Source organism: Streptomyces sp. NPDC026301 (assembly GCF_055567935.1).
Map to the genome: position 1 here is coordinate 114,002 of NZ_JBVHPN010000010.1, position 12,460 is coordinate 126,461.

12 protein-coding genes and 1 tRNA gene are annotated in these 12,460 nt (G+C 70.8%); 9 read left to right on the forward strand and 4 right to left on the reverse strand.

Features of this window, described 5'->3' with window-relative positions:
• The first annotated feature begins 14 nt into the window (after nt 1-14).
• The 7 genes from ACZ4MH_RS19185 (at nt 15) to rox (ending at nt 8,419) form a co-directional block, all read left to right on the forward strand.
• The gene (locus ACZ4MH_RS19185) at nt 15-869 is read left to right on the forward strand and encodes an ABC transporter substrate-binding protein (protein WP_351588005.1); all 855 of its coding nucleotides are present in this window, start codon (nt 15-17) and stop codon (nt 867-869) included.
• Nucleotides 866-1,618 (forward strand): amino acid ABC transporter permease, encoded by a 753-nt coding sequence (locus ACZ4MH_RS19190; RefSeq protein ID WP_351588009.1) that lies wholly within the window; start codon nt 866-868, stop codon nt 1,616-1,618. The genes ACZ4MH_RS19185 and ACZ4MH_RS19190 overlap by 4 nt, the downstream gene beginning before the upstream one ends.
• Nucleotides 1,615-2,385 carry an amino acid ABC transporter ATP-binding protein gene (locus tag ACZ4MH_RS19195; protein ID WP_351588012.1) on the forward strand — a complete coding sequence of 257 codons (771 nt, stop codon included), beginning with the start codon at nt 1,615-1,617 and terminating at the stop codon, nt 2,383-2,385. Before ACZ4MH_RS19190 ends, ACZ4MH_RS19195 begins: the two co-directional genes overlap by 4 nt.
• 53 nt (nt 2,386-2,438) lie before the next feature.
• A complete protein-coding gene (locus tag ACZ4MH_RS19200; protein ID WP_351588015.1) occupies nt 2,439-3,518 on the forward strand; it encodes a LacI family DNA-binding transcriptional regulator in 1,080 nt (359 codons plus the stop codon).
• Nucleotides 3,519-3,639: 121 nt separating this feature from the next.
• Nucleotides 3,640-4,767: an NAD(P)/FAD-dependent oxidoreductase gene (locus tag ACZ4MH_RS19205; protein WP_351588018.1), complete on the forward strand. Its 1,128-nt coding sequence runs from the start codon at nt 3,640-3,642 to the stop codon at nt 4,765-4,767.
• A gap of 21 nt (nt 4,768-4,788) precedes the next feature.
• Nucleotides 4,789-6,822, forward strand: a complete 2,034-nt coding sequence (locus ACZ4MH_RS19210) for an NADH:flavin oxidoreductase (RefSeq protein WP_351588021.1) — start codon at nt 4,789-4,791, stop codon at nt 6,820-6,822.
• Between the two features lie 169 nt (nt 6,823-6,991).
• The gene (rox, locus tag ACZ4MH_RS19215) at nt 6,992-8,419 is read left to right on the forward strand and encodes a rifampin monooxygenase (RefSeq protein ID WP_351588024.1); all 1,428 of its coding nucleotides are present in this window, start codon (nt 6,992-6,994) and stop codon (nt 8,417-8,419) included.
• Nucleotides 8,420-8,525: 106 nt separating this feature from the next.
• On the opposite strand, the gene ACZ4MH_RS19220 is transcribed toward rox, so the two are convergent.
• Nucleotides 8,526-9,323: an AraC family transcriptional regulator gene (locus ACZ4MH_RS19220; RefSeq protein WP_351588027.1), complete on the reverse strand. Its 798-nt coding sequence runs from the start codon at nt 9,321-9,323 to the stop codon at nt 8,526-8,528.
• Nucleotides 9,324-9,435: 112 nt separating this feature from the next.
• Here ACZ4MH_RS19220 and ACZ4MH_RS19225 point away from each other — a divergent pair, with 112 nt between their 5' ends.
• Complete coding sequence (locus ACZ4MH_RS19225) at nt 9,436-10,230, forward strand: sulfite exporter TauE/SafE family protein (RefSeq protein ID WP_467754589.1); 795 nt, start codon at nt 9,436-9,438, stop codon at nt 10,228-10,230.
• A 104-nt stretch (nt 10,231-10,334) separates the two neighbouring features.
• Nucleotides 10,335-10,408, forward strand: a tRNA-Met gene (locus tag ACZ4MH_RS19230).
• A gap of 115 nt (nt 10,409-10,523) precedes the next feature.
• On the opposite strand, the gene ACZ4MH_RS19235 is transcribed toward ACZ4MH_RS19230, so the two are convergent.
• The 3 genes from ACZ4MH_RS19235 to ACZ4MH_RS19245 form a co-directional block, all read right to left on the reverse strand.
• Nucleotides 10,524-10,958: a VOC family protein gene (locus ACZ4MH_RS19235; protein WP_351588030.1), complete on the reverse strand. Its 435-nt coding sequence runs from the start codon at nt 10,956-10,958 to the stop codon at nt 10,524-10,526.
• A gap of 95 nt (nt 10,959-11,053) precedes the next feature.
• Nucleotides 11,054-11,569 carry a putative immunity protein gene (locus ACZ4MH_RS19240; RefSeq protein ID WP_351588033.1) on the reverse strand — a complete coding sequence of 172 codons (516 nt, stop codon included), beginning with the start codon at nt 11,567-11,569 and terminating at the stop codon, nt 11,054-11,056.
• On the reverse strand, nt 11,547-12,410 hold the full coding sequence (locus ACZ4MH_RS19245) for a helix-turn-helix transcriptional regulator (protein ID WP_467754590.1): 864 nt from the start codon (nt 12,408-12,410) through the stop codon (nt 11,547-11,549). Before ACZ4MH_RS19245 ends, ACZ4MH_RS19240 begins: the two co-directional genes overlap by 23 nt.
• Between the last annotated feature and the right edge of the window lie 50 nt (nt 12,411-12,460).

Genomic DNA, 12,460 nt, shown 5'->3' on the forward strand with positions numbered 1-12,460 from the left:
CGGTTGGAGGAACAATGGCGAAGGTCCGTTCGGTACGGGGGGTGGTCGCCGCGGTCGCCCTGTCGTTGCTCGGGACAGCCGGTTGCGGTACCGGTGCGGCCACCGGCACGGATGCCGCCGCGAAAGCGGCAGGAGTCGCCGAGGCGGGCACGCTGAAGATCGGTACGTCGAACAACATGAAGCCGTACGCCTACGAGGAGAACGGCGAGCTGACCGGGTTCGAGGTCGATCTGATCTCGGCCGCGGCACGCAAGCTCCACCTCAAGCCGCGGATCGTCGCGCTGGAGTTCTCGGGGCTGCTGCCCGCGGTCAACAACCGGCAGTTCGACGTGGCCGCCGCTGCCGTCGGCATCACCGCGCCGCGGAAGAAGACGGTCGACTTCTCCGACGGCTACCTCGCCGGCTACTTCGGGGTGCTCACCGGCCCGAAGAGCGGGATCACCGCCGATGCCGCCAGCACGAAGGGCAAGCGGATCGCGGTACTGCAGGGCTCCATCGCCGACACCAACGCGAACAGGTTCCTCCCGGGCGCGGACATCGTCCGCTTCCCCGACGCCAACTCCGCCGACCTGGCGCTGAAGAACGACCGGGTCGCCGGCTTCTTCAACGACTTCGAACCGAACCTGGCGATCGCCAAGAAGTACCCGAAGCTGCGGCTGAGCCAGCCGGTCACCGTCCCGGCCACCGACTACCCGGCCGGCTGGGCGGTGCGCAAGGGCAACACCGCGCTGGCCGGAAAGCTCAACGGCGCGCTGAGGCAACTGGTCGACGACGGCACGTGGTTGCGGCTCTACAAGAAGTACTTCCCCAAGGCACCGGTATCCCGCACCGGTCAGCTGCCGCCGTACACCGCCAAGGGGCAGCAGTGAACGACCTCCTCAACAACTTCTTCGACTGGCAGCTGATCCGCCACGTACTGCCGGACCTGCTGACCTACGGATTGCGCAACACCCTCGCCCTGGCCGTCTCGTCCGCCCTGCTGGGCAGCGTCATCGGCATGGCGCTGGCGATCATGGGCCTGTCGCGCCACCGATGGCTGCGGGTGCCCGCCCGCGTGTACACCGACGTCTTCCGCGGCCTGCCCGCGGCGCTGACCATCCTGATCGTCGGCGAGGGGGTCTTCTCCGCACAGATCAGCTGGCTCGCCTCGCCGTACCCGGTGGCCGTCCTGGCCATGAGCCTGATGTCCGGCGCGTACATCGGCGAGATCTTCCGATCCGGCATCCAGAGCGTGGACAAGGGGCAGGGCGAGGCGTGCCGTGCCCTGGGACTCAGCCACGGCCAGGCGCTGCGCCTGGTGGTGGTCCCTCAGGGCGTGCGCCGGGTCCTGCCGGCGATGGTCAACCAGTTCATCGCCATCATCAAGGACTCCAGCCTGGTGTACTTCCTGGGCCTGATCACCACGCAGCGCGAGCTGTTCCGGATCGGCCAGGACGACGCGGTGACCGCCGGCAACCTCTCCCCGCTGCTGGCCACCGGCCTGTGTTACCTGCTGCTGACCGTCCCGCTGACCCACCTGGTCAACTCCATCGACCGACGGCTGCGCGAGGGGTCACGCCCGGCCGTGGCGGCCGAGGAGCCGTCGCCCGTCGGACCGAAGAAGGAGGCGCTGGCATGACCACACCCGACCTGACCGTTCCGCCGGCCGCGCCGCGCTCCACCGGCGCCTCGCTGGAGGCGCGCGACATCCGGATGACCTTCGGGTCCGTCGAGGTCCTCCGCGGCGCCGAGCTGGCCGCGCCGGCGGGCGAGGTGGTGTGCGTCATCGGCCCTTCAGGGTCGGGGAAGTCGACGCTGCTGCGCTGCCTGAACGGGATGGAGACCCGCACCTCGGGCGAGGTACTGCTCGACGGCGCCGACACCGCGACGATGGACATCAACCTGCTGCGGCAGCGCATCGGGATGGTGTTCCAGCACTTCAACCTCTTCCCGCACAAGACCGCGCTGCAGAACATCACGCTCGCGCTGACCCATGTGAAGAAGCTGCCCAAGGAGCAGGCCGAGACGATCGCCCGGCAGCGGTTGCGCGAGGTGGGACTGGCCGACCGCAGCGAGCACCGGCCCGGTCAGCTGTCGGGCGGACAGCAGCAACGGGTGGCCATCGCACGGGCGTTGGCGATGGAGCCCCAGGTGATGCTCTTCGACGAGGTCACCAGCGCGCTGGACCCCGAGCTGGTCAAGGGGGTGTTGCAGCTGATGGCCGACCTCGCGGGCGGTGGCATGACGATGATCGTGGTGACGCACGAGATGGGCTTCGCCCGGCAGGTTGCCGATACGGTGGTGTTCATGGACGCCGGAGTCGTGGTGGAGTCGGGACCGCCCGAGCAGATCTTCGACGCGCCACGCTCTCCGCGGTTGCGGAAGTTCCTCTCGCAGGTCCTGTGATGGCGACCGGTGCAGGCGCGGGCGGCGGACGCCGACGCCCCACGGTGGCCGACGTGGCCCGTGCAGCCGGCGTCTCCGTGGCCACGGCCGGCCGGGCGCTCGGCAACTACGGCCGGGTCGGGGACGACCTGCGCGACCGGGTGACGGCGGCGGCGGACCGGCTGGGGTACTCCCCCAACGTCGTCGCGCGCAGCATGCGGTCCGGCAGTACACGCACCATCGGCTTCGTCGGCGCCGACATCTCCAACCCGTACTTCGCCACCGCGGTGCGCGGCGTGTGCGACGTGGCCCGCGCGCAGGGCTACGAGGCGATCCTCACCAACAGCGACGACCGGCTCGACGACGAACGCGCCGCGGTCCAGGTGCTGTTGGACAAGCAGGTCGAGGGCATCGTCGTCGCGCCGACCTCGGTCACCGATGTGCGGCACCTGAAACACGCCCAGGAGCTGGGTGTGCCGATCGTCCTGCTCGACCGGTCGAGCGGTGTGCTCGACGCCGACAGCGTGGTGATCGACAACGCGGCGGCGGCCTACGGGGCGGTCGCGCACCTGCTGACACTGGGCCACCGCAGAATCGGGCTGCTGGCGTGCGTGGACCTCGACGAGGGCCCGGAAGTGGCGGTGCGCGGCAGCACCGGCCGGCTGGCGGCGCGGGGTGCGGCGCGGCCGTCGACCGACCGTATACGCGGCTATCTCGCCGCCGTGGACGAGTACCTCGCGGCCTCCTCGGCCGAGCTGGTCCGGTACGCGGGGATCGGCGAGGTGGCCCGTGCCGAGCAGGAGGCCGACGCGCTGCTGACGCTCCCTCAGCCGCCCACTGCGGTCTTCGCCGCCGACAACGTCTCCACGCAGTGTGTGTTCAAGGCGGCCCGCCGACGCGGCGTGGCCATCCCCGGCGACGTCTCGATGGTCGGTTTCGACGACCTGGACTGGACCACACTCGTCGACCCGCCGCTGACCGTTGTGGCCCAGTCGCCACTGGACATGGGGCGGACCGCCGCGGAGCGGCTCTTCGCCCGCATCAAGGGCGACGACCTGCCCGGTGAGCGGATCGTGCTGCCGACCGAGCTGATCGTCCGCTCCAGCACGGCCGGACCCGGTACGCGGGACCACTCGCGGGACCACTCCGCCTGAGCCGTCCGGAAGACCGGCCGGTGCGTCCTCGGCGTACGGCCCGGCCTGCCCATGCCAAGCCTTCCTCACGTTCATCGACTCATTGACCCATCGCCCCATCGCCCCATCGAAAGGCACTCCCATGCGCACTTCCCCTTCCCGTCCCCGCGTCGCCGTCCTCGGCGGTGGTGTCATCGGTGTGTCGACGGCTGCACAGCTCGCCCGCCGCGGCGCCGACGTCGTCCTGGTCACCGCGGGCGAACTGGCTGACGGTGCGTCAGGCCGGTCGCTGTCCTGGCTCAACTCCTTCGGTGGCAAGCGCTCCGAGGCGTACCACCGGCTCCGACTGCTCGGCATGGACCGGTACCGCACCTTCGCCACCCGCGTCCCCTCGTCCGGCTACCTGAAGTTCGACGGCGGGCTGACCTGGGCGGCGCCCGGTGCGGCCGAGTCGCACCGGGCGGCGTTCGCGCACATGCGGCGCAACGGGTACGACGCCGAGTGGCTGACCCGCGACGAAGTGGCGCAGTGGACGCCCGGGGTGGACCCGGCCGCGATCCCCGACGAGGGCGCGATCTTCAACCCGGGTGAGGGGTGGGTGGACCTCGTCCCCCTCGTCCGGCAGCTCGCCGACGACCTCGTCGCGGCCGGCGGCCGGATCCTCACCGGTGCCGGCCCCGCCTCCGTCGTCGTCGAGGGGGACCGCGTGGCCGCCGTACGGACGGGGGCGGGTGAACGCATCGACGTCGACACGGCCCTGCTGGCGACGGGGGCCGACGTGCCGGGCACGGTGCGGCAATACGGCGTGGAGATCCCGGACGCGACACCCCAGGCGTTGCTCGTGCGCACCACGCCCGTCGACACGGCCCTGCGCGCCACCCTGAACACCCCGCGCGTGGCGCTGCGGCCCACTCCGGACGGTGCGCTGGTGATGGACTCCGACGCCACCGCGCGCGAGGTGGTGGCCCATGCGGACGGCACGTACGAGGTCAAGCACTCCACGGTCGAGAAGCTGCTGCGCGAGGCGTCGGCCGTCCTCGCCGGCCATCCGCGCCTGGAGCTGGACTCCTACGGCGTCGGCCGCAAGCCGATCCCGGGGGACGGCGAGCCGGTACTCGGCGAACTCGACGAAGTACAGGGCCTGTTCGTCGCGTTCACCCACAGCGGCGCGACCCTCGCCCTGATCGCCGGCGAGCTGCTGGCCGACGAAATCACTACCGGGGAACGCAGCCCGCTGCTCGCGGCGTTCCGCCCCGGCCGCTTCCGCTGACCTGCTGAAGGAGCCTCTGCCATGAGCCCGAACGACCCGGTACTGCAGCCGCTGAAGCTGAACAACCTGGTGCTGAAGAACCGCGTCTACAGCACCGGACACGCACCGTCCGGCTATCTCGACGGCGGTGCGCCGGGCCTGCGGTACGAGCTGTACCACGAGGAGAAGGCCAAGGGCGGCATCGCACTGACGATCATCGGAGGGTCGAGCAACGTCGCGGCCGACTCGGCCAATGTCTTCGACCAGCTCGACGCGGGTGACGACGCGATCCTGCCGTTCTACCGTTCGCTCTCCGACCGGCTGCACCGGCACGGTACCGCCGTGATGATCCAGCTGACGCACCTCGGGCGCCGGTCGAAGTGGGACATCGACCGGTGGCTGCCGGCGCTCGGCCCCTCCGCGGTGCGCGAGCGGGCACACCGCAGCTTTCCCAAGGTGATCGAGCGGTTCGACATCGACCGGATCGTCAAGGCGTACGGTGCGGCCGCCCGGCGGGCGCGCGAGGGCGGGCTCGACGGCATAGAGATCGCCGCCATGGCCGGCCATCTGATCGACCAGTTCTGGTCGCCGCGCACCAATCACCGCACCGACGAGTTCGGCGGCAGCCTGGAGAACCGGCTGCGCTTCGGGCGGATGGTGCTGGCGGAGGTCCGCGACCAGGTCGGCGCCGACTTCGTCGTCGGCATGCGCATTCCCGGAGACGAAGGGGTGCCCGACGGACTGACGCCTGCCGAGTGCGTCGACATCGCCACGGCGATGGCCGGCACCGGCATGCTCGACTTCCTGTCCGTCGTGCACGGCTCCGGCAACACCGACCGCGAACTGGCGGAGGTCATACCGGTCTTCGGCCGGCCGCTGGGCGACCGCCTCCCGGTCGCGGGCGCGATCCGCAGGGCAGTCGGCATCCCGGTCTTCCACGCGGGGCGGATCGCCGACCTGCCCACCGCGCGGCACGCGATCGCCGAGGGGCACGCCGACATGGTCGGGATGACCCGTGCCCACATCGCCGACCCGCACATCGTCGCCAAGCTGATCAGCGGGGAGGAGGACCGCATCCGCCCCTGCGTAGGGGCCACCTACTGCGCCTCCCGCGTCGAGACGTTCTGCCTGCACAACCCCGCCACCGGACGGGAAGCGACGATCCCGCACCTGGTCACCCGCGCCGAGGCGGCCAAGCAGGTGGTCGTGGTCGGCGGCGGACCGGCGGGGCTGGAGGCCGCCCGCGTCTGCGCCGAGCGCGGGCACCGCGTCACCCTGCTCGAAGCCGCCGACCGGCTCGGCGGGCAGCTGCTGCTGGCCTCCCGTACCCCGCGCCACGCCGAGAAGGCCGGGATCGTCCACTGGCTGGTCCAGGAGATCCGGCGCCTCGGCGTGACGATCCGGCTCAGCTGCCTCGCCGAGCCCGCCGACGTCCTGGCCACCCGGCCCGACGTCGTAGTACTGGCCACCGGCGGCCTCCCCGACACCGACGTGGTCGAATCCGGCGCGGAACTCACCGACTCCACCTGGGACGTACTGAGCCGGGCGCCCCGGCCAGGGCGCCGCGTACTGATCTTCGACGACCACGGCGGGGAGCAGGCGCTGACCGCCGCCGAGCGGCTGACCGGTACCGGCGCGCAGGTGGAGATCGTCACCCCCGACCGGATGGTCGGCGCGGACGTCACCGGCACGCTCTACCCGGACTACCTGCGCACCCTGTACTCCTCCGGCGTGGTCCTGACTCCCGACCATGTGCTGCGGTCGGTCCGGCGGGAGGGCGGCGCGCTCGTCGCCACCCTCGCCAACGCGTACTCCGACGTGCTCACCGAGCGGACGGTCGACCAGGTCGTCGTCGAGCACGGGACCCTGCCCCTCGACGACCTGTACCACCAACTGCGGCCGGACTCACGCAACTTGGGCGAGTGCGACCTCACCGCACTGACCGAGGGCCGCCCGCAGCACAAGGTGATCCACGAGAACGGTTCCTACCAGTTGTTCCGGATAGGCGACGCGGTCGCCCACCGCAACGTACACGCCGCGATCCTCGATGCCCGGAGACTGTGCATGGCCATGTAATGGCCAAGCGGCAAAGGCCCAAAAGTAAAGGCCCCAAAAGTAAAGGCAAGGAGGTTACCCACTCCTTGCCACTCTCAACGTATAGCGCACTGGGGGCCTTGCGGCAAGGCCCCGGTGATGCCGCAGAATCACCGGCCTGAGCAAGAATCCACGGAAAACGGGGTGTGCGTTGATCGACGTGATCATTGCCGGTGGTGGGCCGACCGGCTTGATGCTGGCCTGCGAGTTGCGGCTGCACGGTGTGCGTGTGGTCGTACTGGAGAAGTCGACCGAGCCGACCAGGCAGTCCCGCGGGCAGGGCCTGCACGCGCGCAGCGTCGAGATGATGGACCAGCGCGGCCTGTTGGACCGGTTCCTCGCGGTCAGTGAGACGTTCCAGGCCGGCGGCCTCTTCGGCAGCATCGTGAAGCCGTGGCCGGACCGGCTGGACACGGCGCACCCGTACGGCGTCGCCACCCCGCAGCCGGTCACCGAGCGGCTGCTCAACGAGCGTGCCCTCGAACTCGGTGCCGAGATCCGGCGCGGCTGCGAAGTGGTCGGGCTGAGCCAGGACGAGGACGGGGTGACCGTCGAACCGGCGGACGGGACACAGCTGCGCTCGCGCTACCTCGTCGGGTGCGACGGCGGCCGCAGTACGGTGCGCAAGCTGCTCGGCGTCGGCTTCCCCGGCGAGCCCGCCAAGGTCGAGACCCTGCTGGGCGAAATGGAGCTGACCGAGGACCCGGCGACGATTGCCGCTGTCGTCGAGGAAGTCCGCAAGGCCCAACTGCGATTCAGCGTCTCCCCCGGCGAGAACGGGGTGTACCGCGTTGTCGTGCCGGCCGACGGGGTGGCCGAGGACCGTACGGCCGAGCCGACCCTCGACGACTTCACGCGGCAGTTGCGGGCGACCGCCGGCACCGACTTCGGCGCGCACTCGCCGCGCTGGCTGTCCCGGTTCGGCGACGCCACCCGGCAGGCCGAGCGCTATCGGGTCGCCCGGGTGCTGCTGGCCGGCGACGCGGCGCACATCCACCCGCCGACCGGCGGGCAGGGCCTCAACCTCGGCGTGCAGGACGCGTTCAACCTCGGCTGGAAGCTGGCCGCCGCGGTGCGTGGCTGGGCCCCGGAGGGGCTGCTGGACAGCTACCACACCGAACGGCACCCGGTGGGCGCCCGCGTGCTGGACAACACCCGCGCGCAGATCACACTGCTGGGGACCGATCCGGGCGCGACCGCGCTGCGCGAGCTGTTCTCCAAGCTGATGGACTTCGAGGAGGTGAACCGGTACGTGACGGGGATCATCACCGCGGTCGACGTGAGCTACGACTTCGGCGAGGGCCACGAACTGCTCGGCCGGCGGATGCGGGACGTGCAGCTGAAACGGGGTCGCCTCTACGAGCTCATGCACGACGGCCGCGGCCTCCTGCTCGACCAGACCGGCCGGCTCTCGGTGGCGGGCTGGGAAGACCGGGTCGACCATGTCATCGACGTCAGCGAGGAACTGGACGTGCCCGCGGTGCTCCTGCGACCGGACGGCCACGTGGCGTGGGCCGGCGAGGACCAGCGGGGGCTGCTCGGCGAGCTGCCGAGGTGGTTCGGCGCTGCTGTCGGCTGAACGCGAGCGGAAGTGGTTCGGCGCCGCCGTCGACTGAGCGCGAGCGGAAGTGGCTCGGCGCTGCCACCGGCTGAGCGCGGCCAGAGGCCCGCAGGGGTTCCGCTGATCAGATGGGTCCGCGGGCGCCGGCGCCGCCGCCCGCGGGGCGCTTGGCGAAGCGGGACGGGGGCGCGCCGAAGGCGCGGGTGAAGGCGGCGGTGAAGGCGGCGGGAGAGGCGTAGCCGAGGTGGCCGGCGACCTCGGTGACCGACGCGGTGCGCAGCAGTGGGACGGCCGCGAGCAGGCGGGCGCGGGCCCGCCAGACGGCGGGGCTGTCACCGGTCTCCGCGCGGAACCGCCGGGTGAAGGCCCGCTCGCTCATGGCCGTCCGCACGGCCCAGTCGGCGTTGCTGACCCCGGCGTCCGGAGCGGCCAGGTACGCGCGGCAGAGCGCCGCGAGCTCGGCCGAGGCGGGAATCCCGACGTGGAACGGGAGCGGGGTGCGCGCGGCGATCTCGTGCAGGAGAAGCGCGGCGATGTGCCCCTCCCGCCCGGAGAGAGGGTATTCGGCCTCGAACTCCACGGCGGCCAGCAGCAGTTCGCGCAGCAGCGGCGGTACGTCCACGACCGTACAGGTGGCGGGCCACCAGGGGACGGCGTCCGGCTCGATGTACAGGCTGCGCGTGCTCACCCCCAGCATGCGGACCCGATGCCGGGTGACGGCCGGAATCAGCACGGCCCGCTCGGGTGGCACGGTCCAGGTGCCCTCATCGGTGTCGACGACCATGACCCCGGTGGCGCCGTACAGGAACTGCGCGCGCCGGTGCTCGTGCCAGTCCAGTACGTGGCCGGCCGGGTAGTCGGTACCGATGGGCAGGACGGCCCGGTCGACGTGGTCGACGCTGTCCAGGGAAACGTTCTTCACCCCGCCACCGTAGCCACGGTACTGGCCGAGCCGCGAAAGAAGAAGACCGACTTTCGCATGCGGGCCGACCGCCGGAGCTGGTGAAGTGGGTCGTGTGGACGTAGTGGACGTAATGGCATTGACCGGGATCGGGCTCCTCACCGGAGTGACGACGGTGTTGTTCGGGTTCGGCGGCGGGTTCGTCGCGGTCCCGGTGGTGGTGTGGGCGGACGCCGCGCTCGGTGCGGACGCGATGCGGGTGGCGACGGCCACCTCGGCCCTGGTGATGGTGGTGAACGCCGGATTCGCGACGGCCGTCACGCCGCGGCGGGTGCTCGGCGCCCTCCGCGGCAGCGGCACGCTCCTCCTCCTGCTGGCGGCCGGCGCCTCGGCCGGCGCGCTCGCCACGCGCGTCGCCCCGCCCGCCCTGGCCCGCTGGGCGTTCGTCGCGTACATCGCCCTCACCATCGCCGACCTGCTCCTGCGCCCCGGCTTCCTCCGCCCGCGGTCGCCGGCCAAGGCGGCCTCCGATGCGCCGCGGCCCCTGCCACCCGTCCTCGGCGCACCGGTCGGCGCGGTCGCGGCCTTCCTGGGCGTGGGCGGCAGCGTCATGACGGTGCCCGCGATGCGCCGGGCCGGGCACACGATGCACGTGGCGACCGCCCTGGCCAACCCCCTCACCCTGGCCATCGCACTCCCGGCCGCCATGGTCTCCCTGAGCGGCTCTGCCCTCCCGGCCGGCACGGACGCACACGTACACCTGGTGGGCCTCGTCGACCCCGGCGCCGCCGCGGCACTGCTCCTCGGCGCCTTGCCGGTGATCGCGGTACTACGCCGCCGCCCACCACGCATACCGGACCGTACGTACGCGTGGTCCTACATCGCCCTGCTCGCGGTGGTGGCGGCCGCGATGCTGCGGTGGGGCTAGGGGGTGTCGTTTGGATCATTCCGGGGCCGCGGCCGATCGGCAGGGGCCGGGGCCAGAGCCGATTAGGCGTAACGGCTCCGGCCGCGTAGAGTCGTATTTACCGACGCGGGGTGGAGCAGCTCGGTAGCTCGCTGGGCTCATAACCCAGAGGTCGCAGGTTCAAATCCTGTCCCCGCTACTGATCCCCGGGCCCAGCGGAATTCCATCCGCCGGGCCCGGGGTTTTTTGCATTTCGGATGACCGTCGAGTCGACCGGCCCCCGGGACTTCCCACCACGCCGTCTCGAAGAACGCTCAGTCGAGACAGAACTCGTTGCCTTCGACGTCCTGCATCACAATGCACGACTCGTTGTAGCCATCGGCAGGCAGTAGTCGCACGCGTACCGCGCCGAGCGCGACCAGCCGTGCGCATTCGGCCTCAAGCGCGGCCAGGCGCTCCGCTCCCACGAGCCCGGTGCCGACCCGCACGTCAAGATGCAGCCGATTCTTGACGACCTTGCCTTCGGGAACGCGCTGAAAGAACAGTCGCGGGCCCACACCTGAGGGATCAATGCATGCGAACGCTGAACCCTGACGCTCAGGCGGCAGTGCGCGATTGAAATCGTCCCAAGTAGCAAACCCCTCCGGAGGCGGCGGTACGACGTACCCCAACACCTCGCACCAAAAGCGAGCGACACGCTCAGGTTCCGCGCAGTCGAAGGTGACTTGGAACTGCTTGATCGATGACATCGGCGCACCATAGCAGGGAGTTCTGCTGCTCATCTCCCAACAGGGACCGGAACGGTAGATTCCAAGAACGCAGTACAGACAAGCCGTCAAGCCCGTCAACAGTCGAAGACCGACCAGCAGATCTCGTTGCGCAACCGCTGGTCATCCAGAACGAGTTCACGAATCGGTTCCGGGAGCTGTTCGCGCTGCCAACGGCACTCGACCCTGCCGGCGCTCTCACCCTGCCGTCCGGGGGCCGCCGCACGCACGGCCTTGATCGCGTAGGCCGCAGCGCCCAGCTCGTGTGCGGCGACATGCGCCACCACCGCCGCCTGGCCGGCAGCATACGCGGCGTGCCGAGCGGCTCCGCTCAACTCTCTTGCCGCAGCCATGGCATGGCCACCCGCCGTTCGGGACTGCGACATCCTGATCTCGCCGCGCGTCCATACCCGAATCCGCTCGATCGCCTCGCGGGGGCGCGGGTCCGAGGGCTGCACCGACTCGAAGAGCGGCAGAACGTGCTCCGCGCACGCGGCAGCCCACAAAGCCAGGAGTCGATGGTCGGAGTCCCTAAGCGTCCCTCCACGGCGGATGGTGATGAAGCGGGGGTCACGATCTTTGGGGAGGATCATGGTGCTCCAAGGGATCTGGCTGTCGCCGCGTGGCGTCGATGGTGCCGAGCAGGGACAGTGCCTGGGCGCTGGGGCTACCGGGTTCGGCGTGGTAGATGACGAGTTGCTGGCCGGGTGCGTCGCGGACGTCGAAGGCTTGGTAGGTGAGGGTGAGCGGACCGACGTCGGGGTGGTTGAGCCGCTTGGCATCCTGGGTCTTGCCGCGCACGGTGTGAGCCTGCCACAGGGCGGAGAATTCAGTGCTCTGTCCGGTCAGTACGTCGATGAGCACATGCAGCCGGGGGTTGTCGGGATCGAGGCCGACTGCCTGGCGCAGGTTGGCCACGACGGCCTGTGCGTTCCATTCCCAGCGGGCGTAGAAATCTCGGCCAGCGGGGTCGAGGAACGTCATGCGGGCGAGGTTGTCCGCGGGGTTGAAAGGTGAGTACAGGGCGTCGGCCAGGGCATTGCCGGCCAGGATGTCCAGGGTGCTGTTGAGGACGAAGGCCGGGGTGTGGGGACAGCCGTCCATGAGCTGGCGCAGTGCCGGGCTGACCACGTCCCGCTGCGGGGCCGGCCGGTCGGTCGGTGCGGTGCCGGCCAGTCGGTAGGCGTGCGCGCGGGCGTCGGTGTCGAGGTGCAACGCGCGGCTGAGGGCGTCCAGGACCTGGGAAGAAGGGTGGCGCTCGCGGCCCTGTTCGAGACGGGTGTAGTAGTCGGCGCTCACTCCGGCCAGCACCGCGACCTCCTCGCGCCGCAGCCCGGCGACTCTGCGTACGCCGTAGCTCGCCATACCGACGTCTTCGGGCCGCAGGCCGGAGCGCCGGGCGCGCAGGAATTCTCCCAGGGCGTTGTCAGACATATCTCCAGGCTAGGCCCGGCCGACGGTGCGCTGCCTGGGTGTGCGGCACC

Coding starts and splice junctions, on each gene's coding strand:
- ACZ4MH_RS19195 (WP_351588012.1), top strand. CDS start 1,615: ATGACCACACCCGACCTGACCGTTCCGCCGGCCGCGCCGCGCTCCACC.
- ACZ4MH_RS19235 (WP_351588030.1), bottom strand. CDS start 10,958: ATGTCATCGATCAAGCAGTTCCAAGTCACCTTCGACTGCGCGGAACCT.
- ACZ4MH_RS19210 (WP_351588021.1), top strand. CDS start 4,789: ATGAGCCCGAACGACCCGGTACTGCAGCCGCTGAAGCTGAACAACCTG.
- ACZ4MH_RS19240 (WP_351588033.1), bottom strand. CDS start 11,569: ATGATCCTCCCCAAAGATCGTGACCCCCGCTTCATCACCATCCGCCGT.
- ACZ4MH_RS19245 (WP_467754590.1), bottom strand. CDS start 12,410: ATGTCTGACAACGCCCTGGGAGAATTCCTGCGCGCCCGGCGCTCCGGC.
- ACZ4MH_RS19225 (WP_467754589.1), top strand. CDS start 9,436: ATGGCATTGACCGGGATCGGGCTCCTCACCGGAGTGACGACGGTGTTG.
- ACZ4MH_RS19185 (WP_351588005.1), top strand. CDS start 15: ATGGCGAAGGTCCGTTCGGTACGGGGGGTGGTCGCCGCGGTCGCCCTG.
- ACZ4MH_RS19205 (WP_351588018.1), top strand. CDS start 3,640: ATGCGCACTTCCCCTTCCCGTCCCCGCGTCGCCGTCCTCGGCGGTGGT.